Genomic DNA, 19,531 nt, shown 5'->3' with positions numbered 1-19,531 from the left:
GCGCGGCGCGCGGCGCGGCGCGGGGCGCGGGGCAGGCCACGGCGCGGGGCGCATCCGGCTGCTGCTCGTCACGAGCGTTCTAAGCGCGGGGCTGCTCGTCTCGATCGCGGTCGCCGTGACGATCGGGCCCGCCGAGCTCTCCCTGGAGGAGGTGGCCGCGGCCATCGGGGCGCACCTGACCGGCGGCGACTCGGGACTGACCGTGAGCCGCGATGCGATCGTCTGGGAACTGCGCTTCCCGCGGGTGCTGACCGCCGCCGCGGTCGGCGCGGGCCTGGCGCTGTGCGGTGCCGTCATGCAGGCCCTCACGCGCAACCAACTGGCGGATCCCTACCTTCTCGGGCTGTCGTCGGGGGCCTCGCTCGGGGCGGTCAGCGTGCTGCTGCTCGGGGTCGCGATCGTGCTTCCGCTGGCCGCGTTCGCCGGGGCGCTGCTCGCCCTCGCGGCGACCCTCGCGCTCGCCAACTCGCTCGGCCGCATCACGCCCACGCGCACGGTGCTCGCCGGTCTTGCGGTGTCGGCACTCGCGGGGGCGCTGACGAGTTTCGTCATCTTCTGGTCGGTGACGGGCGACTCCTACCGGGAGATCCTCAACTGGCTGCTCGGGTCGCTCGCCGGTGCGCGCTGGTCGTCGGTCGCCATCGCGGGAATCGCGCTGCTCGTCATCGGGATCCCCCTCATGCTCACCGGCCGCCTGCTGGATGCCTTCGTCTTCGGCGATACGACGGCCGCCTCGCTCGGGATTCCCGTACAGCGGCTGCGGTGGACACTCCTGGCCGCCTCGGCGCTGCTCACCGGCGCGCTCGTCGCCGTCTCGGGCTCGATCGGTTTCGTCGGGCTCGTGCTCCCGCACGCGGTGCGACTTCTCACCGGACCGGGGCACCGCGCCCTCCTGCCGCTCTCGGCTCTCACCGGCGGGATCTTCCTGGTGTGGGCCGACACGCTCGCCCGCACGGCGTTCGACCCGCGCGAACTCCCCGTCGGAATCGTCACCGCGCTCATCGGCGCCCCCGTGTTCGCGGTGCTCCTCGCACGCCGGAAGGCCGAGGCGTGAGCCCGGACTTTCCGGAGGCGCGCGGGCTCGACGCGCGCGGCATCACAGTGGTGCGCGACCACGCCACCCTGCTCGCGGATGTCTCGTTCCGTGCCCCCGCGGGAGCGCTGACCGCGCTGGTGGGTCCCAACGGCGCGGGGAAATCGACGCTCCTGCGCGCCGTCGCCGGCGTCGAGCGCTCGGATGCGGGGCGCGTCCACTTCGACGGCGAGGACCTCGCGACGCTTCGCCGACGCGCACGGGCTCGCCAGGTCGCGCTCGTCGAACAGGATTCTTCGACCGATCTCGCCGTCACCGTGCGCGAGACGGCGAGGCTCGGGCGCACCCCGCACGAGTCCTGGCTCGGCGGCAACGACCCGGCGGCCGAACAGATCGTCGAGCGCTCACTCGACCTCGCGGGGGCGCTCGCCCTCGCCGATCGGACGGTTCCGAGCCTGTCCGGGGGCGAGCGACAACGCGCATTTCTCGCGCGCGCCCTCGTCCAACAACCGCGCCTGCTGCTGCTCGACGAGCCGACGAACCACCTCGACGTCTCGGCGGCGCTGGATGTGCTGACGTTGCTCGAACGCCTCGGCCGCGACGGGATGACCGTCATCGCCGCGCTCCACGACCTGAGCCTGGCCGCCGCGTTCGCCGACCATGTCGTGGTGGTACATCACGGGCGCATCGTCGCCGAGGGTCCGACGCGCGCGACGCTCGCCCCCGAGTTGGTGCGCGAGGTTTACGGCGTGCGCGCCGTCTGGCTCGAGAACCCGCTCACCGGGCGCCCCCTGCTCGCGGTCGCGCGATCCGAGCATCCCGAGCTCAGGGACTGAGACGGCGCACCGGCTCCTGGAGCGGGTCCGGTTCCGACTCGGCCATGCCCGGCAGCAGCGACGGCGGCGCGACGATCGCCGTCACACGTGCTCGCCAATCCGCCGAGGCCAGGATCGCGCGCCGCACCTCGATCACCGCGCGCTCGTCGAGCACCGCGGTCGGGTCCGCCGAGAACGCCGTCCGCTCGACGTCGTCGCGAACGCGGTCGAGCAATTCGCGCTGCGCCGACACGACGATGCCGAGCCTCGCCGCGAACGCGCGTGGCGTCTCGGAGTCGGGAGCCGACCAGCCCACGTCGCGCGCGGTGTCACGGATCTCATCCCAGGCGGCCTGAGCGGCGCCCTCGCGGCGACGGATTCGACGCAGTCGGCGTCGTCGCCGCAGCGCGCGCCAGGTCATCGGGGTGAGAGCCGCCGCGAGCAGCACCGCCAGCACCGCGGCGGTGACGGCGGGGAGCGCCGCAAGTCCCTCCTCCGCGCCGTCCAGCGGAACACCGTCGGCGTCGACCTCGTCGTCCCGGGGATCGAGGCTCGGGCGTGTCACCTCGTCGGAATCGCGCGGAGTCGTGGGTCCGCCTCCGGGCACCGTCACCGCGTCGCCGGGGAGCGCCTCCGGGTAGTTCGGCACCGATCCGCGGCTCGGGGTGGGTTCGAACCGCGTCCACCCGACCCCCTCGAAGTAGAGCTCCGGCCAGGCATGCAGGTCGTGCGTCGTCACGACGTAGGCGGGCCGCTCGCGCCCGTCCTCAAGCGTGATCAGCGTCTCGGTGCCGGGCTGAAATCCGACCACCAGGCGAGACGGGATCCCGAGCGTTCGCGCCATGATCGCCATCGTCGAGGCGAAGTGCACGCAATAGCCGGAGCGCTGGTCGAGAAAGGCCGAGACGACGTCGAGGCTCGCTCCGTCACCGTCGCGCTCCAGCGGGGTCTCGGTCGAATACTCGAAGGTCGGACCGCGGAGGAAGTTTTGCAGCGCCACCGCGGCGTCGTAGTCGGTCGCGGCGTCTGCCGTCGCCTCGCGCGCCAGCTCGACGATGTTCGCCGGAACCTCGTCGGGGAGCGTGAGCTCGCGCGCGAGCTCTGGTCCCGGATCGGTCGCGGCCCGCAACTGCGAACTCGTCGCCGACACGTCGAGGTAGCTCAGGTCGTAGCTCTGCAGATACGCGTTGTTCGAGGAGGTGCGGATCGACAGCCCGTCGGTCTCGACCTGCCAGGCACCCTCCAGCCCTTCGATTTCGGTCGCCGGGTACGGAACGGGCACCCAGCGGCTGCTGATCGCGCCCACCGAGAAGGTTCCGCTGCGTTCGACGGTACTCACCTCATCCGCCTGGCCGACCGGACCGGGGAGCGGGCCCGTGATGTCTTCGACCGTGGCGGAGACATCCCCCGCCGTCCAGTTCTCGCCGGAGAACACGGGCAGGGCGGTCAACCGCAGGTAGGCCCCCGAGCCGTTGTCGGTCCAGTAGGTGACCGCCTCGACCGGATCCGCACGCCGCAGATCCCGGCCGAGCGACACGAGCGGATTGATTCCCGTCGCGTACTCGACGACCGAGCCGCGTGACCCCGCCTCGGCCAGCGCCACCGGCGGCACGACGAACGCGGCGATGAGCGCGGTCGTGCCGAGCGTCGCCGTGGCCAGGACGGTGCTGCGCGGGGTGGGCAGTCGCAGCAGCGCGAGCGACCCGATTCCGGCGAGCACGAAGGCGACGGGATCGGCGAGACCGGCGGAGACGATCACCGGAATGGCCAGGATGCCCACCACGGGCACGACCGTGAACGCGGGCCGGCGAAGTCCGAGCGCCACCGCCTCGGTCACGATCGCCACACCAATGCCGAGCAGCGCCAGGACGAAGACGATCCCCGCATCCGCTTCGGCGGGGACGCGCTGTGCGGCGATCGACGCGAGCCCGGCGCCCGGCAGTAGGGCGAGCTCTCGCCACGTCTCCTCGGTCGGAATCACCCCGAGGATCGTGGTGCCCGGAGCGAAGCCGGCGGCGAGCGCGAGACCCGAGGCGAGCAGCGCGAGCAGCGGCGCGACCCCCGGCGGAACGCCGATCGCGCGCGCCAGGGTCGCGACGATGATCGGCACGAGCATGAGTGAGGCGACCGCGAAGAACCAGCCGAGCCCCTGCAGGAGTGGGTGAAGTCCGCCGACCGCGACGAGGAGCGTCGCGCTCAGCAGCACGACGCGCGTGGGGTCGACACGCGCGCCGCGCGGGGCGCGTCGGATGTGCGGACGCGGGGGCCGCGTCCGTTTCGCCGTCCGGGCCGGCTGTTGCTTAGTCGTCGACATCGACGAACTCCACGGTGCCGCTCACGCGCGACCAGATCTCGGCCGGATCCTCGTCCGCGCGCGCGGACACGACCACCCAGCCCGCCTCGCGGAGGCGTGCGCGGACCGCATCCCCCAGTCCGAGTGCGACCGCAACCCCGACATCGCGCGGCGCGCGGCGGCGGAGGAGCCAGGTGATGGTGTCGTGGTCGGGATTGCCCAAGACGGCGATCACGGGGCCGTGCGCCTCCGCCTCGGCGGCGGGTCGGTGCCCCTCGCCCGCGCGCGTCTCAACACCCGCGAGGCTGATCAGGAACTCATCGATTCGGTTGCGCCCCTCCCACCGCGACCCGATGGGCGCGAGCTGGGCCGGCGTGGTCTCCTCGATCGCGACGGTGAACCCCTCCTCGTCGAGGTGCACGGCGAGCGAGGCGAGCATCCGCACGGTCCATTCGAAGGATTCGCTGCGGGTCTCGTCGTGCGCCGGGTCCCCATCCGGAAGCGCATCCGGGTATCCGCTGCGGTGCGTGTCGAGCACGAGTCGGACGTCGGGATGGCTGCGCTGCTCCTCATGGCGCACCATCAGTTCGCCGTGGCGGGCGGAGGCCTTCCAGTGCACGCGGCGCATCGCATCGCCCGAACGGTACTCGCGCGTGGTGAGGTCGTCGTGGCTGCCGTGGGAGCGGTGCTGGGCGAGTTGCGCGTGGCCCTCGCCCTCCGCGAATGCCGGTCCGCCCGGCGGCAGGTCGGCCACGTCGGGCACGACCACGATCGGATGCGTTCCCTCGGTCGCCAGCACGGCGCGCATCATGCCGAACGGGTCGCCGTACTCGACGACGAGCGGTCCGATCTCGAAGTGCCCGCGGCGGAGCGGGCGCGCGCGGTAGCGGATCCGGCGCTGGCGGCGATCGGGCGAGCCGATGGGAATCGAGGGGACGAGCACCGCGCCGAGATCGTCGTCCCACGGCAGCGCGTCCTCGCCGTCGAGGGTCGGTGCCGGCGCCGCGGCGATGTTGTGGAGTTCGACGGTGACCTCGACCTCCTCCCCGGCGACGGCGATCGATGGCGCGAAGGCGCGCTCCACGCGCAGCCGCGGTCGACGTACGCGCAGGTAGACGAGCGCGCCGAGCAGGAGCGCGGTGCCGGCGGCGGCGATCGTGAGGAACTCGGAGCGCCCGGTCGCGTAGGCCGCGACGGTCGAGGCCGAGACCAGGACGAGCGTCACAACGGCGCGCGTCGTGAGACGCACCGCGAGGCGCCTCCGCAGGTGTCGCGATCGTCCGAGCCGCCGAGCGGTCATCGTCGCTCGACCGTCAGTTCCCGCCGCCCAGGGGGACGGGGGTGGTGGCCACGAGACGCTGGATGACGTCGATCGCCGACTGCGCGCCGCGGTCCGCGCCGGAACTGCGGCTCAGCACGAGTCGGTGGGCGAGCACCGGCGCGGCGAGCGCGTCGATGTCGTCGGGGAGCACGAAATCGCGGCCGTTGAGTGCGGCGCGGGCCTTCGCCGCGCGCGCCAACTGCAGGGTCGCTCGGGGGCTCGCGCCGAGGCGCACCTCGCGGTCTTGGCGGGTCGCCGACACCAGCGCGACGGCGTAGTGGCGGATGGCGGGGCTCACGAACACCCGTCGCGCCGCCTCGATCATGTGGCGCAGGTGCGCGAGGGAGACCACCGGCTCCAGTTCGGCGAGCGGGCTGTGGGTCGCGCGCTGCCGGAGCATCGCGGCCTCGCTCGCCGCATCCGGATATCCCATGGTGACGCGGGCCATGAACCGGTCGCGCTGCGCTTCGGGAAGGGCGTAGGTGCCCTCCATCTCGATCGGGTTCTGCGTCGCGATGACGATGAACGGGTCGGGCAGTTCGCGACTCATCCCGTCGATGCTGACCTGACGCTCTTCCATGCTCTCCAGGAGCGCGGACTGCGTCTTCGGGCTGGCGCGGTTGATCTCGTCGCCGATCACCAGGTTGGCGAAGATCGGGCCGGGCTTGAACTCGAACTCGTGGCGCGACTGGTCGTAGATCGAGACGCCGGTGATGTCGGAGGGCAGCAGGTCCGGTGTGAACTGAATGCGCGAGATGGTGCCATCGACGCTCTTGGCGAGGGCCCGCGCGAGCATCGTCTTACCGACTCCCGGGACGTCCTCGACGAGCAGATGCCCTTCGGCGAGCAGGACGGTGACGGCCAATTCGATCACGTCGCGCTTGCCGTCGATGACCGTCTCGATCGCGTCCATCACGGCTCGACCATCGAGGGCGAACTCGGCGACGCCGACGGGGAGCTGCTCCCCGGTTGTGGACTCGGCGGCGCTACCGCGTGCGGCCGCGCTCGGTGGGGAATAGCGGTCGACGTCGGCACCGTTGCGCGGTCGACCCGATTCCTGATGCTCGGTTCTCACTCTCGCGAGTCTGCCATTCCGGGGTGGGGCGAACAACGAATCTGGGTGGATACTCGGCAAATTCTGTGACGTATTCTCGCGGTTGCCGCCGCGGACCGCGGGGCGCCGCGGCACGGCGGCCCGGCGGCGCGACGGCGCGATGGCCGCCCGCTACCGGCGCGGCATCGGGACGGGTGCGCCACCCCGCTCCGGCGGCGGTATCGCAATCATCTCGCGCTCCCCCGCGGCCCCTCCGGGCCGGGGCCGATGGTCGATCCGCCACCCCTGATTGTGGACGAACAGGTGATGGAAGCGGCACAGCAGCACCCCGCGGTCGACGTCGGTGCGGCCTCCGCCGGCCCAGCCGTCGAGGTGGTGCGCTTCGCACCAGGAGGGCGGACGATCGCATCCGGGAAAGCGGCATCCACGGTCTCGGGCGGCGAGCGCCAGGCGCTGACGTTCAGTGAAGAGGCGTTGCGTGCGACCGACATCGAGCACCCGGTCACCGTCAAAGGCGATCGGCACCGCGCCCGCAGCGCACGCCACGCGCTGAGCTGTCGCCGTCGAGACACGGACGCTCTGGCCTTCCACCGCGGCGAACCCCGTCCCTGACGCCAGGTTCTCGTGGTTGACGTGAATGCTCACGCCCGGGCGCCGCTGGGCGAAGACGACCCCCGTGTCGGCGCTGCCCGCGATGCGCACCATCTCGACGAACGCGTCGAGCAGCAGCTGGTTCGTCGTGCGCGGATCCCGGACGACCGCATCGGCCCGGGCAACCGCGTCGGCATCGACGAATCGCGGTCCGCCACGACGCGGCGCGGTCACGAGATCGAACGCGTCGGTGACGAGTGCCGCCGACTCCGGGTCGAGCAGCCCCGACAGGCGGGTCATGCCGTCGCTCTGCGGGCTGAGCCGGAGGAATCGCCGCCGGTGCAGCGCCTCTTCTCGACTCGCGACACCTTCCGCGTCGAGAGCGTCGCGCAGGGAGCGCGCCTCGGTGGCGAGCTGGCGCACCGAGAGCTCCGGCGCGACGGTCACAAGAAGCTGTTCGGCGGCGGCGAGACGCTCGGGAGCGACCGACTCGCCCGGCACCCCGAGCCCCGAACGGATCGCGTCGGCCGCGCGCACCGACAGCTCACCGCGGTCGATCGCCGCGACCACCGCCGGTGCGGCACCCTCCCCCTGAGGCGCCGCGAGCAGTTCGCCGACGCGCACCATCGCGCGTGCTTCGCCCGCCGTCACGCCCACGAGTCGCTCCAGTAGCTGCTCGGGCGATCTCGCGCCCTCCCGCTGCGCGAGCCCCTGGTAGCCGAGCTCCCGAGCGGAACGCCGGGCGACCTCGGCGGCGACGCGAGCGGCACCCGCGTCGATCTCGCGGCGCAGCGCGGCGAATTCGCGCTGCCGCTCCAGCAATTCGGGATCGGCGAGACGATCCAGCGCGGCCGTCGACGGAATCGCCAGCAGCCGAGGTTCTGCCGCCCCACCCGGCATCGCACCCGGCACAGCGCCCGGCGCGCCACCCCGCACCGCGCCCGGCATCGCACCCGGCGGTGGGGCGAGCACGGTGTGCGGGAGGCCTGACATGCCTCAATTTTCCCATCATTCGAACATATGTTCTAGTGCTCTCGAACAAGTTCTCATATTCGTCGCTGTGGAGGAAACGACGCACCCGCGCCGCACCCGCGCCGCACGCCCCACGCCCCCGCGGGCCGCTACCCCTCTGCCGGGGCGCCCTCGGCATCGCGCACGCCGGCCGCGTAGCCCTCGTTCCACGCCCCATCCGATCCGATGCGAAACAGGTCCTCCTCGGCCGGCCGCACGAGCGAGCGAGCGCCCGGCGCATCCAGTCCGCCCACGAGGTGTCCGAGCCCGCGTACGACCGCGACCGGCACCGCCGAGGCCTTGCCCTTCACGAGGTCGGCTGCGGCCGCGATCTCGTCGGCGACCGCGACGATCGTCGCCTCGAGCGCCACCCCGTTGGCATCGGTGCGACCGCGCCAGTCCTCCACGACGCGCAACCCAGCGGCGCCGATCGCCGCATCCGTCTGCCCGATCCGCCATGCTCGCCCGAGCGTGTCGGTGATCACCACGCCGAGCGCGACACCGAAACGCTCGCGCAGCGCGCCGCAGAGCGCGCGGGCGGAGGCGTCCGGATCCTCCGGCAGCAGCACTACCCCGTCCGGCGCGTTCGATCCGTCGACCCCGGCGGCGGCCATCACGAGCCCGAGGGGGTTCTCGACGATCCGCGTGACGCCCTTCGCGTGCGGACGCGAGGCGACGAGCCGGACCGTCTGCGCGGTGATCGCCTCCTCGCGATCGGTCGCCGCGATCGCCCGGCCCTCGGCTTTGGAGACGACTTTGGAGGTCACGGCGAGAATGTCGCCGTCCTCGATGCCGCCCGCGGCATCCACCGCGTCGCCGATGATGGCGGCGAGGTCGTCGCCCGCCACGATCTCGGGGATGCCCGGCAAGCCCCATACCTGAAGCCGCATGTCATTCATCGGCTCAGCCTCGGCAGCACGTCGCGCCCGAACACCTCGAGGAACTCGCGCTGGTTGCGCCCCACATTGTGCAGGTAGATCCGGTCGAAGCCGAGATCAAGGTAGCGCTGCAGGTGGGCGCGGTGCGCGTCCGGATCTGAGCTCACGAGCATCCGTCCTTCGAAGTCTTCCGGCCTCACGAGCCGGGCGATCTGGATGAACTCGTAGGGCGAGCGCACGTCGCTCTTGCCGAAAGGCATCGCGCCGTTCGGCCACTCGGTGAGTGCGTTGACCATCGCCTGCTCGTCGGTCTCGGCCCATGAGACATGCAGCTGCAGGATGCGCGGCAGGCTCGCCGGATCGCGTCCCGCCTCGCGCGCCCCCTGCGCGAACCGCTCGAACAGCAGCGCAATCTTCTCGTCGGGCGCGCCGATCGTGATCAGGCCGTCGACGGTGCGCCCGGCCCGACGCGCGGTGAGCGGGCCGGCGGTCGCGACGTAGATCGGCGGCGCCTGCTCGGGCATCGTCCAGAGCCGGGTCGATTCGAGCGTGAAGAATTCGCCCACATGCTTCACGTCGCGGCCGGCGGCGGATGCGGCGAACAGCTTCTTGATCACCTCAACCGCCTCGAACATCCGATTGATGCGCTCGGGGGCCTCCGGCCAGTACTGCCCGACGATGTGCTCGTTGAGCGCCTCACCGCTGCCGACACCGAGCCAGTGCCGCCCCGGATACATCGACGCGAGCGTCGCGGAGGCCTGCGCCACCATCGCCGGGTGGTACCGGAAGGTGGGTGCGGTCACGCCGGTGCCGATGTCGCCGGCGGTGCGCTCGGCGGCGGCGGTGAGCACGTTCCAGACGAATCCGGCCTGACCCTGCTGCGGGGTCCAGGGCTGGAAGTGATCGGAGGCCATCGTGCCGGTGAAGCCGTGCTGCTCGGCGAGCGCGGCGAGCGCGACCGCCTCGGCCGGCGCGAACTGTTCGAGCTGCGCGGCGTAGCCGATGTGCGGGCGGGCGCTCGCGGCGCGGCGGGCGGCGCCGGTCTCGGGGGGCATCTCACCATTCTGGTGGGTTGCTGCGGCCCGGGCACGGTCGCGCGGGTTTCGACAAGCTCAACCGGCAGGTTTCGACAGGCTCAACCGGCGGGTTTCGACAAGCTCAACCGGCAGGTGCGACGTACTCTGGTCGCATGGCACCGACGCCGCACCCCGTCCACCGCGCGACCCCGGCCGACGCGGCGACGGTCGCGGCGCTGTTGCACGACTTCAACACCGAGTTCGATACTGAGAGCCCGGGCACCGCCGTACTCACCGAGCGCCTGACGCGACTTCTCGCGACCGACAGCACCCTCGCCTACCTGGGCGGCGCGCCCGCGCGCGGGGTCGCACTCATCACGAGCCGCCCCAACGTCTGGTACGCGAGCCCGGTCTGGCTGCTCGATGACCTCTACGTCGAGCGCGAACTCCGCGGCGGCGGCCTCGGCGGGGCGATCATCGAACGGATGCTCGCCGACGCCTCCGCGGCCGGCGTCGCGGCGATCGAGATCCTCGTAGATGCCCCCGACGTGGATGCGCAGCGCTTCTACGAGCGCCACGGCTTCCACGGGGTCGAACCGGTGACCGGCGAGCGCGCCTACTACTACGCGCGCGAGCTCGGCTGACCGTGGTCTAGAGGACGACGATCAGCGCAATGCCGACGAAGACCGCCAGCGCGAGGAAGACCAGGTTCGCGGGCAGGTTCTTGAACTCCTTGTGGCGGAGGTGCTCGATGATCGCGAGCACCTGCACGAGAGCAAGGCCTGCGGCGGCGGCGATCGAGAGCCAGGGCAGGATGCCGGTGAGGCGCGGCAGGATGAGTCCGACGGCGCCGAGCACCTCGACGACGCCGATGAACCGTGTGAGCCCCTGGCCGGCACGAGCCGCCCAGGGCATCTGGGTCGAAAGCTTTTCGAAGGGGGTGGCGATCTTCATCGCACCCGCCATGAGGAAGAGGGCGGCGAGCAGTCCGGAGGCGATCCAGGCGGCGATTTCCATGTGAATGATTCCTTACGATTCGTGACTAAGTTACGATCAGTAACCGGGATCATTCCTACACGATGGTCTCCACGCACTGCAGTGTTCCTCACGCACACGGAGGTAAGAAATGGCGGACGCCGCCATCGCGCTCGACACCGCGCCCCACATCGCACCCGAGACCGAGACCGAGGTCGAGGTCGAGATGAGCGACGTCTGCGGGCGCGTCCCCCACGACAGCGCCCCCGTCCGCTCCGTGCTGGATCGGTTGAGCGACAAGTGGAGCCTGCTCGTCATGGGCACGCTCGGATCATCAACGCTGAGGTTCGGCGAGCTGCACCGCGCAATTCCCGGCATCTCGCACCGCATGCTGACCCTCACCCTGCGGACGCTCGAGCGCGACGGACTCGTCTCGCGCACGAGCTACCCCGAGATTCCCCCGCGCGTCGAGTACGCGGTCACCCCACTCGGGTCGACGCTCATTCCCGCGGCTCTCGGTCTCGTGCGCTGGGCCTACGCGCACGTGGACGAACTCGAGGCCAACCGCGAGCGCTTCGACGCCGCGGCGGACGCCGCGTTCGACGTGTAGCCAGCCGGCGCCCCCTACCCGAGCGCGCGCAGCCGCGGCGCGAGGTCGCGCTCGAACAGTTCCAGGAAGCGGCGCTGGTCGTGCCCGGGCGCATGGAACACCAGGTGGTTGAGCCCGGCGTCGACGTACTGCGCGATCTCCGCGACGACGGCGTCGGGGTCGTTGCCGACGATCCACCGTGACGCGATCTGCTCGATCGGCAGCGCATCCGCCGCCTTCTCCATTTCCATCGGGTCGGTGATGTCGTGCTTCTGCTCTTTGCTGAGGGCAAGCGGCGCCCAGAAGCGCGTGTTCTCGAGCGCGGTCTCGTAGTCGGTGTCGTAGGAGAGCTTGATCTCGATCATCCGATCGATGTCGTCGAACGAGCGCTCGGCCTTGGCCGCGCCCTCCTTGACGGCGGGGATGAGCTGCTCGGTGTACAGATCCATGCCCTTGCCTGAGGTGCAAATGAAGCCGTCGCCGGCGCGACCGGCGTAGCGGGCCACCATCGGGCCGCCGGCAGCGATATAGACCGGGATGCCTCCCTCCGGCACGTCGTAGATCGACGCGTCGTGCGTCGAGTAGTACTCGCCCGCGAAGTTGACGCGGTCGCCGGTCCAGAGCTCGCGCATCAGATCGACGGCCTCGCGCAGCCGCGCGAAACGCTCCTTGAACTCCGGCCAGTCCTGCTCCCCCGCGCCCCGGAACCCGGTGGCGATCTCGTTGAGCGCCTCCCCCGAGCCGACGCCGAGGAAGATGCGGTCCGGGTACAGCACGCCCATCGTCGCGAAGGCCTGGGCGAGCACGGCCGGGTTGTAGCGGAAGGTCGGCGTCATGACGCTCGTGCCGATCTTGATCGTCGAGGTGCGCTCACCGACGGCCGCCATCCAGCTGAGCGAGAACGGCGCATGCCCGCCCTCGTGGCGCCAGGGCTGGAAGTGGTCGCTCACGGCGACGCTCTCCATGCCGTGCGCCTCCGCCGCCACCGCGATCTCGACCAGCTCGCGCGGGCCGAACTGTTCTGCCGAAGCCTTGTAGCCGAGGGTGAGCGGAGCCATGGCGATCCTTTCGAAGGAGGTCGAACCTCTAGTCTCTCAGAGTCACCTCACCGAAGGGCCGCCATGCCATCCGATCGCTTTCTGCATCTGATGAACCGCGCGCACCGCATCCTGCTCGCCGTCTCGCGCGGACGCCTGGGCTGGCGCGCCAGTGGGATGCCGATGCTCGAGCTCACGACGACCGGACGCAAGAGCGGGCAGAAGCGCTCCACGATGCTGAGTTCGCCACTCCAGCGCGGCGGTGCGATCCTCGTGGTGGCCTCGCGCGGCGGCGACGACCGGCATCCCGCCTGGTATCTCAACCTCGTCGCGAACCCCGAGGTCGAGGTGGTGTTCATGGGCGCGGAACCGCAGACGATGCACGCGCGCGTCGCCACCCCCGCCGAGCGTGCCGAACTGTGGCCGCTCGTGACCAAAGACCACCGCAACTACGCCGACTACCAGTCGAACACCCGGCGCGAGATCCCTCTCGTCTGGCTGGAGCCCCGCGCTTAAAGTTCCGCAGAGCGACGGTGCGCACGACACGAAGGCCCCGGACGCTCGCGCGCCCGGGGCCTTCACCCGGTGCCACCACCGGGTTTCTTCAGTTAGAAGGTGGTGACCAGCGTGTTCGACGCCGACATCAGCGCGACGACGGTCGCGTTGATGATTCCCGCGATGTACGGGTTGCCGGTCGCGCGGTAGATCTTGCGCGAGATGACGGCCGTCACGAACAGGATGACGATGACGGGGAACAGCCAGATGCTGAAGATCCCGCCGAAGCCGTCGATCGTGTAGCCGGTGATCGCGAAGGTCGTGTACTGCGCCACCACGAGCACGATCGGGGCGAGCGAGTTGAACAGGCCCAGCAGGAGCGTGTTCAGCCACTCCTTCCCGCGCAGCGTCATGCGGTTGAACACGTTGATCGCGACCGAGTTCGCCACGAAGTAGATCAAGAACAGCGGCAGCACGATGAGTGCGTAGCCGATCTTGTCCGCGGGGAACCACTTGATGGCCATGACCCAGAGGCGGAAGTCGGTCTTGAAGAAGTAGTCAAGAACGAAGACCACACCGAAGGCGGCGGTCACGGTGAGGGCGGCGAGGCTGACGCCGTGGAAGAACTTGCCCCAGCCCGGCAGCATGCCGGACTCGCGCAGGCTCAGGCCGTTCTTGCGACCGAAGGCGAAGTACGAGATCGCCATGATGATCGCTCCGAGCACCCCGTTGATCGCGGCCCACAGCGCGATGAAGAACACCGCACCCTGGGGGAAGATCGACGGCGCCGCGTTGAAGAACGTGCCGTAGAGCCAGGTCTGCTGGCTGAGCCACACGTAGCTGACGCCCGAGATGACCGCCGACACGGCGAGTCCGCCCCAGAACCAGACCAGACCCTTTCGCGTCGGTGCGGCGATCGCGGGAGCCTCCTCGGCACGGAGGCCGGCGAAGGCCCGCGTGAACAGCATGGCGCGGGTGAACGCGACCAGGAAGATCCCGAAGCCGACGAGGCCGAGAGCGGTGAAGAACTCCTTGACCTGCCAGACCTGCGAGCTCGAGTCGATCTCTTGGGGTGCACCGAACGACTCGTCGAAGAAGTCGAGCAGGTGTCCGACGGCGCCCGACGAGATCGTCGACCAGGGGTGAGTTTGCGGCATCGAGTAGATGACGCGCATGGCCTGCTCGCCGTCGATCGTCTCGGTGTAGATCTCGCCCGCCACACGCTCGTCGGTGATGTCGGCCGGGTCGGCTCCGAAGTGCAGGAAGGACTGCGCGTTCGGGGTGGTGAGGTACTCCCGCGGCGGGGTCAAAACGGCACCCTCGGGGCTGTAGCTGCGGAAGAAGAACTCGTCGTACTGGGCGGCAATGACACCCACGTCGCGCGAACCGTAGATGTTCGTGTAGGCGAATTCGGCATCCGTGTACACCGGGTCGTTGTCGACCAGGAGCACCGCGGCGATCAGCTGCTCGGCGGCAGCGTCGTCGATCGGCACGGACCAGTTCGCGGCGCGCGCGCCGTTCGAGTGGCCCGAGACGCCGATGCTGTCGACGTCGACGTACGGCAGGTCGGCGATGAGCTTGACCGCGTCGTACATGCCGGTGCCGTTCACGGCGAGCTCGGCCGCGGGAACCGGGTCCGAGTTGCCGTGGCCGTACATGTCGATCGACATGACGACGTAGCCACGGCGGGCGAGCTCGACGTAGTTGGCGTCCTGCATCTCGCGGTTGTTCCACCAGCCGTGGCTGACGATGATCGCCGGGGCCGGGTTCTCCGCGGTGGCGGTGTCGGGCTTGAACAGCAGCGCATTCAGGGTGCGCCCGGAGGAGGTCTCCCACTGCAAGTCCTTGACGGCGACGGTGCCGCCGGCGGTCTGCACGGCGGAGGCGACGATCGCCGACACCAGCATGACCACGAGTGATAGTGCAAGCCAGAAGCTGTTGCGCTTCAGCAGCCCTTGTTTCATAGGTCTCTAACTCCCTTGTTATGGATGACGCGATCACGCTCACGTCGGCGGTTGGGGTGTTCCGGGTCAGCCGCGGGGTGCTCCGCAGCCGTGACCCGGTGTCCAGCTCCGACCGTCCTTCGGCAGGTTATTGCCGAGGCCAACGGGGCTGGGCATCATTCCAGCGAAGTTGCACGAACGTGCAGGCCTCGCGGGGCTTTCCGGGGCTACGGGGCGTTCGCCGCGTGCACGGCGACGCCGTGGAAGCGTTCGAGCTCGTCGGCGCACCGCTCGATCTCGCGATCGAGAACGAACTCGTCCCAGCCCGCGATCGGGGCAAGCGCCCGGCCGATCTCGTCGAGCACCTTGGCGCTCGCGCCGCCGGTGAACGCCAGGCTCGTGCGGCGCAGCACGACGTCCGTCAGGTGCACCACGTGCTCGCGACGCACCAGGTATTCGAGTTCGCGAGTGGAGAGCACACCGCCCAGCAGCGGCCGATCGGTGCCGGCCTCCATGAACGCGGCGACCGCGGATGCCCGCGTCCCGTAGCGCTCGAACAGCACCTCGCGCCGCACCGAGTCGAGGCGGGGCAGATGCTTCCCGAGCCACGTCCGACGCGCCTCGGGGGAACTCGGGTAGTGCGCACCGCCGCCGATCGGCACGCCGGCCGTCGAGACCGTGCGCGGACGATCGGTCACGTCGAGGGCACGGTCGGCCAGTTCCGCGCCGAGGGCGCGGAACGTCGTCCACTTGCCGCCGACCAAACTCAGCACGGGAGGCCGATTCTCGGCCTGATCCAGCGCCACGTGGTAGTCCCGCGAGACGAATCCGGGCGCCAGGTCTCCGTGGTGCGGCAGGGGCCGGATGCCGGAGTAGCGGAACACGATGTCGGAGCGATCGACTCGGATCTTGGGGAATACGTGGCCGATCAGTTCGAAGAAGTAGTCGACCTCCTCCTCGGTGCACACCGCGCGTTCGCGGGCATCCGCCTCAATATCGGTCGTGCCGACCAGCACGCGCCCCTTGAGCGGGTAGATCAGCACGACGCGACCGTCGGAGTGCTCGAAGAAGATCTCGCGGCCGCGAGTAGCGGCGAGCAACTCCGGATGATCGAGCACGATGTGCGAGCCCTTGGTGCCGCCCATCAGTTCGGTCGGCCGCCCGAAGGCTCCGTTCGTCAGATCGGTCCACGGGCCGGAGGCGTTGACCACGACGTCGGCGGCGATCGTGAACTCCTCGCCGGTCTCCTGGTCGCGCAGCCGGACACCGTTCGCGCCCATGCCGACCGCCTCGACGTAGTTGACGGCGTGGGCGCGCGGGTGGGCCGCGAGTCCGTCCTGCAGCACATCGAGCGCGAGGCGCTCCGGGTCGTGCACCGAGGCGTCGTAGTAGCTCGCGGTGTACTTGACCCTCGGGTCGAGTTCGGGGAACGCCGCGCGCGAGGCCTCGCGCCCGAGGAACTTGTGCCGCGGCACGCTGCCGCCGTCGCGCGAGAACAGGTCGTAGATCATCAGCCCGATCTTGATGAGCACGGCGCCGCGCTCCTGCGGTCGACCCGAGCCGTGGCGCAGGAATCGCAGCGGAGCCGAGAGGATGCCCGAGAAGGTCGAGAAGATCGGGATCGTGGTCTGCAGCGGGCGTACGAAGTGCGGGGCGATCTTGAGGAGCGAGTTGCGTTCCTGGACGGATTCCCGCACCAGGCGGAACTCGCCGTTCTCCAGGTAGCGCACGCCGCCGTGGATCATGTGGCTGGAGGCGGCGGTCGCCCCCGAGGCGAAGTCCGAGCGCTCGACGAGCACCACATCCACCCCCTGCATCGCCAGATCGCGGAACGTCGCGATGCCGTTGATGCCGCCGCCGACGATCACCACGCTCGTGCGACCCACGGCTCGCAGGGCGGTCACGGCGGACCGTTCGGGTGTGGGCACGTGCTTCATCGCGATCCTCGTCCTCGGTGTGGGGGAACTGTCGTCGTCTATCGTGGGAACCCGAGCACATTCGCGCAAGCCGCGTGAACGGATGTGCACGACCGGGAGGAATCGCCATGGCACCGCAGTCGGCCGACGAGCTGAGAGTGCGCGCCGCGCTCACCGCCGCCCAGATGTACTACCTCCAGAACCTCACGATGGATGCCATCGCGCGCGAACTGAAAACCTCGCGCTCCTCGGTCTCCCGCCTGCTCGCGCACGCACGCGACACCGGCCTCGTCGACATCCAGATCAACTCGCCGCTGGAGCGCGGCGGGCAACTGGAGCAGGAGATCTCGCGCCGCTTCAAGGTCACCACGCACGTCGTGCCGATCCCGGAGACCACGAGCGACGTCGATCGCCTCGAGCGCGTCGGCATGACCGCGGCGCGCCTGCTGAACCGCTACGTCGACTCCAACATGACGGTGGGGGTCGCCTGGGGTTCGACGCTGAGCGCCATCAGCCGGCACCTCGTGCGCAAGGACACGCACAACACCGTGGTGGTGCAGATGAACGGTGCCGGTAACACGCAGACCACAGGCATCGACTACGCGAGCGAGATCCTGCAGCGCTTCGGGGCGACCTTCTCGGCGCGGGTTCAACAGTTCCCGGTGCCGGCCTTCTTCGATGATCCCCTGACGAAGGACGCTCTGTGGCGCGAACGCAGCACCCGGCGCGTACTCGAGATCCAGTCCCGGATGGACATCGCCGTGTTCGGCCTCGGCTCCCCGTTCGCCGAGGTCCCGAGCCACGTCTACATCGGCGGCTACCTCGATGCCGCGGACTACCGCTCGCTGAGCGCCGACAAGGTCGTGGGCGACGTCGCGACGGTCTTCTACCGCCAGGACGGCAGTTGGAAGGACGTCGCACTGAACGCCCGCGGAACGGGCCTGCACTTCGACCGCCTGCGTCGGGTCGCCCGCCGGGTCTGCGTCGTGTCGGGCTCGCAGAAACTCGCGAGCCTGCGCGGCGCGCTCGCCGCGCAGCTCATGACCGACCTCGTGATCGACGAGGGTCTGGCCCGGCGCCTCGTCGGCGCGACGTAGTTTTCTGCACATCCGTGCACCAGGTGGTGCACGGATTCCGACGTGGGTAGTTTGGGCCCCAGCGCGTGCTCGCGCGGCGCGAGGCCCGCTCGCGCCCGCCCCCGCAGACAAAGGAGTTCTTGCCGAATGTCGTACATCGTCGCTCTCGACCAGGGCACCACGAGCACCCGTGCCATCGTCTTCGACCACGCCGGACGCGTCGTCTCCAGCGGTCAGCGCGAACACGAGCAGATCTTCCCGCAGGCCGGTTGGGTCGAACACGACGCGGCCGAGGTCTGGACGAACACGCGCGAGGTCATCGGCATCGCGCTCTCCAAGGCCGACATCACCCGCCACGACGTCTCGGCGGTCGGCATCACCAACCAACGCGAGACGGCGGTCGTCTGGGAGCGCAAGACCGGAAAGCCGATCCACAACGCGATCGTCTGGCAGGACACGCGCACCCAGGACCTCGTGGATGCCCTCGCCGCCGACGGCGGCACCGACCGGTTCAAGAAGCAGACCGGCCTGCCGCTCGCGACCTACTTCTCGGCGACCAAGATCGCCTGGATCCTCGACCACGTCGAGGGGGCGCGGGCACGCGCCGAAACGGGTGAACTGCTCTTCGGCACGACCGATTCGTGGCTGCTCTGGAACCTCACCGGGGGTCCCGACGGCGGCGTGCACGCGACCGACGTCACCAACGCGAGCCGCACACTCCTGATGGACCTGGAGACGCTCTCCTGGAGCGACGAACTGCTCGAGGCCTTCGGCATCCCGCGCGCCATGCTCCCCGAGATCCGCTCCTCCTCCGAGATCTACGGCGATGTCGAGGAGTCGAGCCTGCTCCGCGGCGTGCCGATCGCGGGCATCCTGGGCGATCAGCAGGCCGCAACCTTCGGCCAGGCCGCGTTCGAGCGCGGCGAATCGAAGAACACCTACGGCACCGGCAATTTCTTGATCGTGGGCACCGGCGACGAGATCGTCAACTCCACGCACGGACTCATCACGACGGTCGCCTACCGTCTCGGCGACGAGGCCCCGCGCTACGCCCTCGAGGGTTCGATCGCGGTGACGGGTTCGCTCGTGCAGTGGCTGCGCGACAATCTCGGCCTCATCTCGAAGGCCTCGGAGGTCGAGAAGCTGGCCGCGAGCGTCGACGACAACGGCGGGGTCTACTTCGTGCCCGCCTTCTCCGGGCTCTTCGCCCCCTACTGGCGGCCGGATGCCCGGGGCGCGATCGTCGGGCTCACGCGCTACGTGAATAAGGGCCACATCGCGCGCGCCGCGCTGGAGGCGACCGCGTTCCAGACGCGCGAGGTGCTCGACGCCGCGAACGCCAAGAAATCCAAGACCCGGGTGGTGGATCAAGCGGGCGACGCTAAGAAACTGGCGGAGGTGGCGGCCGTCGAGTATAAGGACGTCAAGGCTCTCCAGCAGGAGGCAGCTCAGATGCGAAGCTGGGCCGAGCAGGTGGAGCGTAAGGCC

Annotated in this window: 17 protein-coding genes; 7 read left to right on the top strand and 10 right to left on the bottom strand. The window is 70.0% G+C overall.

Features of this window, described 5'->3' with window-relative positions; all coding sequences use genetic code 11:
- Nucleotides 1-52: 52 nt before the first annotated feature.
- Both QZ258_RS07570 and QZ258_RS07565 read left to right on the top strand, forming a co-directional pair.
- On the top strand, nt 53-1,054 hold the full coding sequence (locus tag QZ258_RS07570) for a putative F420-0 ABC transporter permease subunit (protein ID WP_294180155.1): 1,002 nt from the start codon (nt 53-55) through the stop codon (nt 1,052-1,054).
- Entirely contained in the window at nt 1,051-1,869 is an 819-nt protein-coding gene (locus QZ258_RS07565) for an ABC transporter ATP-binding protein (RefSeq protein ID WP_294180151.1), read from the top strand. Before QZ258_RS07570 ends, QZ258_RS07565 begins: the two co-directional genes overlap by 4 nt.
- On the opposite strand, the gene QZ258_RS07560 is transcribed toward QZ258_RS07565, so the two are convergent.
- From QZ258_RS07560 to QZ258_RS07535, 6 genes are all read right to left on the bottom strand, one after another.
- Nucleotides 1,859-4,162 carry a DUF3488 and transglutaminase-like domain-containing protein gene (locus tag QZ258_RS07560; protein ID WP_294180150.1) on the bottom strand — a complete coding sequence of 768 codons (2,304 nt, stop codon included), beginning with the start codon at nt 4,160-4,162 and terminating at the stop codon, nt 1,859-1,861. The genes QZ258_RS07565 and QZ258_RS07560 overlap by 11 nt on opposite strands.
- On the bottom strand, nt 4,149-5,390 hold the full coding sequence (locus QZ258_RS07555) for a DUF58 domain-containing protein (RefSeq protein WP_294180149.1): 1,242 nt from the start codon (nt 5,388-5,390) through the stop codon (nt 4,149-4,151). The genes QZ258_RS07560 and QZ258_RS07555 overlap by 14 nt, the downstream gene beginning before the upstream one ends.
- A 64-nt stretch (nt 5,391-5,454) precedes the next feature.
- Nucleotides 5,455-6,375 carry a MoxR family ATPase gene (locus QZ258_RS07550; protein ID WP_294180153.1) on the bottom strand — a complete coding sequence of 307 codons (921 nt, stop codon included), beginning with the start codon at nt 6,373-6,375 and terminating at the stop codon, nt 5,455-5,457.
- A 312-nt stretch (nt 6,376-6,687) separates the two neighbouring features.
- Nucleotides 6,688-8,100 carry an HNH endonuclease signature motif containing protein gene (locus QZ258_RS07545; RefSeq protein WP_294180147.1) on the bottom strand — a complete coding sequence of 471 codons (1,413 nt, stop codon included), beginning with the start codon at nt 8,098-8,100 and terminating at the stop codon, nt 6,688-6,690.
- 128 nt (nt 8,101-8,228) lie between these two features.
- A complete protein-coding gene (cofE, locus tag QZ258_RS07540) occupies nt 8,229-9,017 on the bottom strand; it encodes a coenzyme F420-0:L-glutamate ligase (protein WP_294180145.1) in 789 nt (262 codons plus the stop codon).
- Nucleotides 9,014-10,051 carry a TIGR03557 family F420-dependent LLM class oxidoreductase gene (locus tag QZ258_RS07535; protein ID WP_294180143.1) on the bottom strand — a complete coding sequence of 346 codons (1,038 nt, stop codon included), beginning with the start codon at nt 10,049-10,051 and terminating at the stop codon, nt 9,014-9,016. The genes cofE and QZ258_RS07535 overlap by 4 nt, the downstream gene beginning before the upstream one ends.
- Nucleotides 10,052-10,185: 134 nt before the next feature.
- Here QZ258_RS07535 and QZ258_RS07530 point away from each other — a divergent pair, with 134 nt between their 5' ends.
- Entirely contained in the window at nt 10,186-10,656 is a 471-nt protein-coding gene (locus tag QZ258_RS07530; RefSeq protein ID WP_294180141.1) for a GNAT family N-acetyltransferase, read from the top strand.
- 7 nt (nt 10,657-10,663) lie between these two features.
- On the opposite strand, the gene QZ258_RS07525 is transcribed toward QZ258_RS07530, so the two are convergent.
- Nucleotides 10,664-11,029, bottom strand: coding sequence for a DoxX family protein (locus tag QZ258_RS07525; protein WP_294180139.1), 366 nt, complete (start codon nt 11,027-11,029; stop codon nt 10,664-10,666).
- A gap of 109 nt (nt 11,030-11,138) precedes the next feature.
- On the opposite strand from QZ258_RS07525, the gene QZ258_RS07520 reads away from it, so the two are divergent.
- Nucleotides 11,139-11,597 (top strand): helix-turn-helix domain-containing protein, encoded by a 459-nt coding sequence (locus QZ258_RS07520; protein WP_294180137.1) that lies wholly within the window; start codon nt 11,139-11,141, stop codon nt 11,595-11,597.
- Nucleotides 11,598-11,611: 14 nt separating this feature from the next.
- Here the strand turns inward: QZ258_RS07520 and fgd are convergent, their stop codons facing one another.
- Nucleotides 11,612-12,634, bottom strand: a complete 1,023-nt coding sequence (gene fgd / locus QZ258_RS07515) for a glucose-6-phosphate dehydrogenase (coenzyme-F420) (protein WP_294180133.1) — start codon at nt 12,632-12,634, stop codon at nt 11,612-11,614.
- Between the two features lie 63 nt (nt 12,635-12,697).
- Here fgd and QZ258_RS07510 point away from each other — a divergent pair, with 63 nt between their 5' ends.
- Nucleotides 12,698-13,129, top strand: coding sequence for a nitroreductase/quinone reductase family protein (locus tag QZ258_RS07510; protein ID WP_294180131.1), 432 nt, complete (start codon nt 12,698-12,700; stop codon nt 13,127-13,129).
- 92 nt (nt 13,130-13,221) lie between these two features.
- Here the strand turns inward: QZ258_RS07510 and QZ258_RS07505 are convergent, their stop codons facing one another.
- Both QZ258_RS07505 and QZ258_RS07500 read right to left on the bottom strand, forming a co-directional pair.
- The gene (locus tag QZ258_RS07505; protein WP_294180128.1) at nt 13,222-15,072 is read right to left on the bottom strand and encodes a S9 family peptidase; all 1,851 of its coding nucleotides are present in this window, start codon (nt 15,070-15,072) and stop codon (nt 13,222-13,224) included.
- A 206-nt stretch (nt 15,073-15,278) separates the two neighbouring features.
- Nucleotides 15,279-16,988 carry a glycerol-3-phosphate dehydrogenase/oxidase gene (locus tag QZ258_RS07500; RefSeq protein WP_294180126.1) on the bottom strand — a complete coding sequence of 570 codons (1,710 nt, stop codon included), beginning with the start codon at nt 16,986-16,988 and terminating at the stop codon, nt 15,279-15,281.
- Between the two features lie 107 nt (nt 16,989-17,095).
- On the opposite strand from QZ258_RS07500, the gene QZ258_RS07495 reads away from it, so the two are divergent.
- On the top strand, nt 17,096-18,064 hold the full coding sequence (locus tag QZ258_RS07495; protein ID WP_294180124.1) for a sugar-binding transcriptional regulator: 969 nt from the start codon (nt 17,096-17,098) through the stop codon (nt 18,062-18,064).
- 126 nt (nt 18,065-18,190) lie between these two features.
- The coding region (gene glpK, locus QZ258_RS07490; protein WP_294180122.1) for a glycerol kinase GlpK at nt 18,191-19,531 on the top strand (1,341 nt) is incomplete at its 3' end.

The organism is uncultured Schumannella sp. (genome assembly GCF_905479755.1).
In the GTDB taxonomy this organism is placed as follows: Bacteria; Actinomycetota; Actinomycetes; order Actinomycetales; family Microbacteriaceae; genus DCRR01.
Note: the sequence above shows the minus strand (reverse complement) of the source record. Positions and strands in the feature narration are given on the sequence as shown.

Excerpts from the sequence above, each read along its gene's own strand:
- QZ258_RS07560 (WP_294180150.1), bottom strand. The coding sequence starts at position 4,162 with ATGTCGACGACTAAGCAACAGCCGGCCCGGACGGCGAAACGGACGCGG.
- fgd (WP_294180133.1), bottom strand. The coding sequence starts at position 12,634 with ATGGCTCCGCTCACCCTCGGCTACAAGGCTTCGGCAGAACAGTTCGGC.
- QZ258_RS07520 (WP_294180137.1), top strand. The coding sequence starts at position 11,139 with ATGGCGGACGCCGCCATCGCGCTCGACACCGCGCCCCACATCGCACCC.
- QZ258_RS07495 (WP_294180124.1), top strand. The coding sequence starts at position 17,096 with ATGGCACCGCAGTCGGCCGACGAGCTGAGAGTGCGCGCCGCGCTCACC.
- QZ258_RS07530 (WP_294180141.1), top strand. The coding sequence starts at position 10,186 with ATGGCACCGACGCCGCACCCCGTCCACCGCGCGACCCCGGCCGACGCG.
- QZ258_RS07525 (WP_294180139.1), bottom strand. The coding sequence starts at position 11,029 with ATGGAAATCGCCGCCTGGATCGCCTCCGGACTGCTCGCCGCCCTCTTC.
- QZ258_RS07510 (WP_294180131.1), top strand. The coding sequence starts at position 12,698 with ATGCCATCCGATCGCTTTCTGCATCTGATGAACCGCGCGCACCGCATC.
- QZ258_RS07500 (WP_294180126.1), bottom strand. The coding sequence starts at position 16,988 with ATGAAGCACGTGCCCACACCCGAACGGTCCGCCGTGACCGCCCTGCGA.
- cofE (WP_294180145.1), bottom strand. The coding sequence starts at position 9,017 with ATGAATGACATGCGGCTTCAGGTATGGGGCTTGCCGGGCATCCCCGAG.
- QZ258_RS07505 (WP_294180128.1), bottom strand. The coding sequence starts at position 15,072 with ATGAAACAAGGGCTGCTGAAGCGCAACAGCTTCTGGCTTGCACTATCA.
- QZ258_RS07535 (WP_294180143.1), bottom strand. The coding sequence starts at position 10,051 with ATGCCCCCCGAGACCGGCGCCGCCCGCCGCGCCGCGAGCGCCCGCCCG.
- QZ258_RS07550 (WP_294180153.1), bottom strand. The coding sequence starts at position 6,375 with ATGGACGCGATCGAGACGGTCATCGACGGCAAGCGCGACGTGATCGAA.
- QZ258_RS07545 (WP_294180147.1), bottom strand. The coding sequence starts at position 8,100 with ATGTCAGGCCTCCCGCACACCGTGCTCGCCCCACCGCCGGGTGCGATG.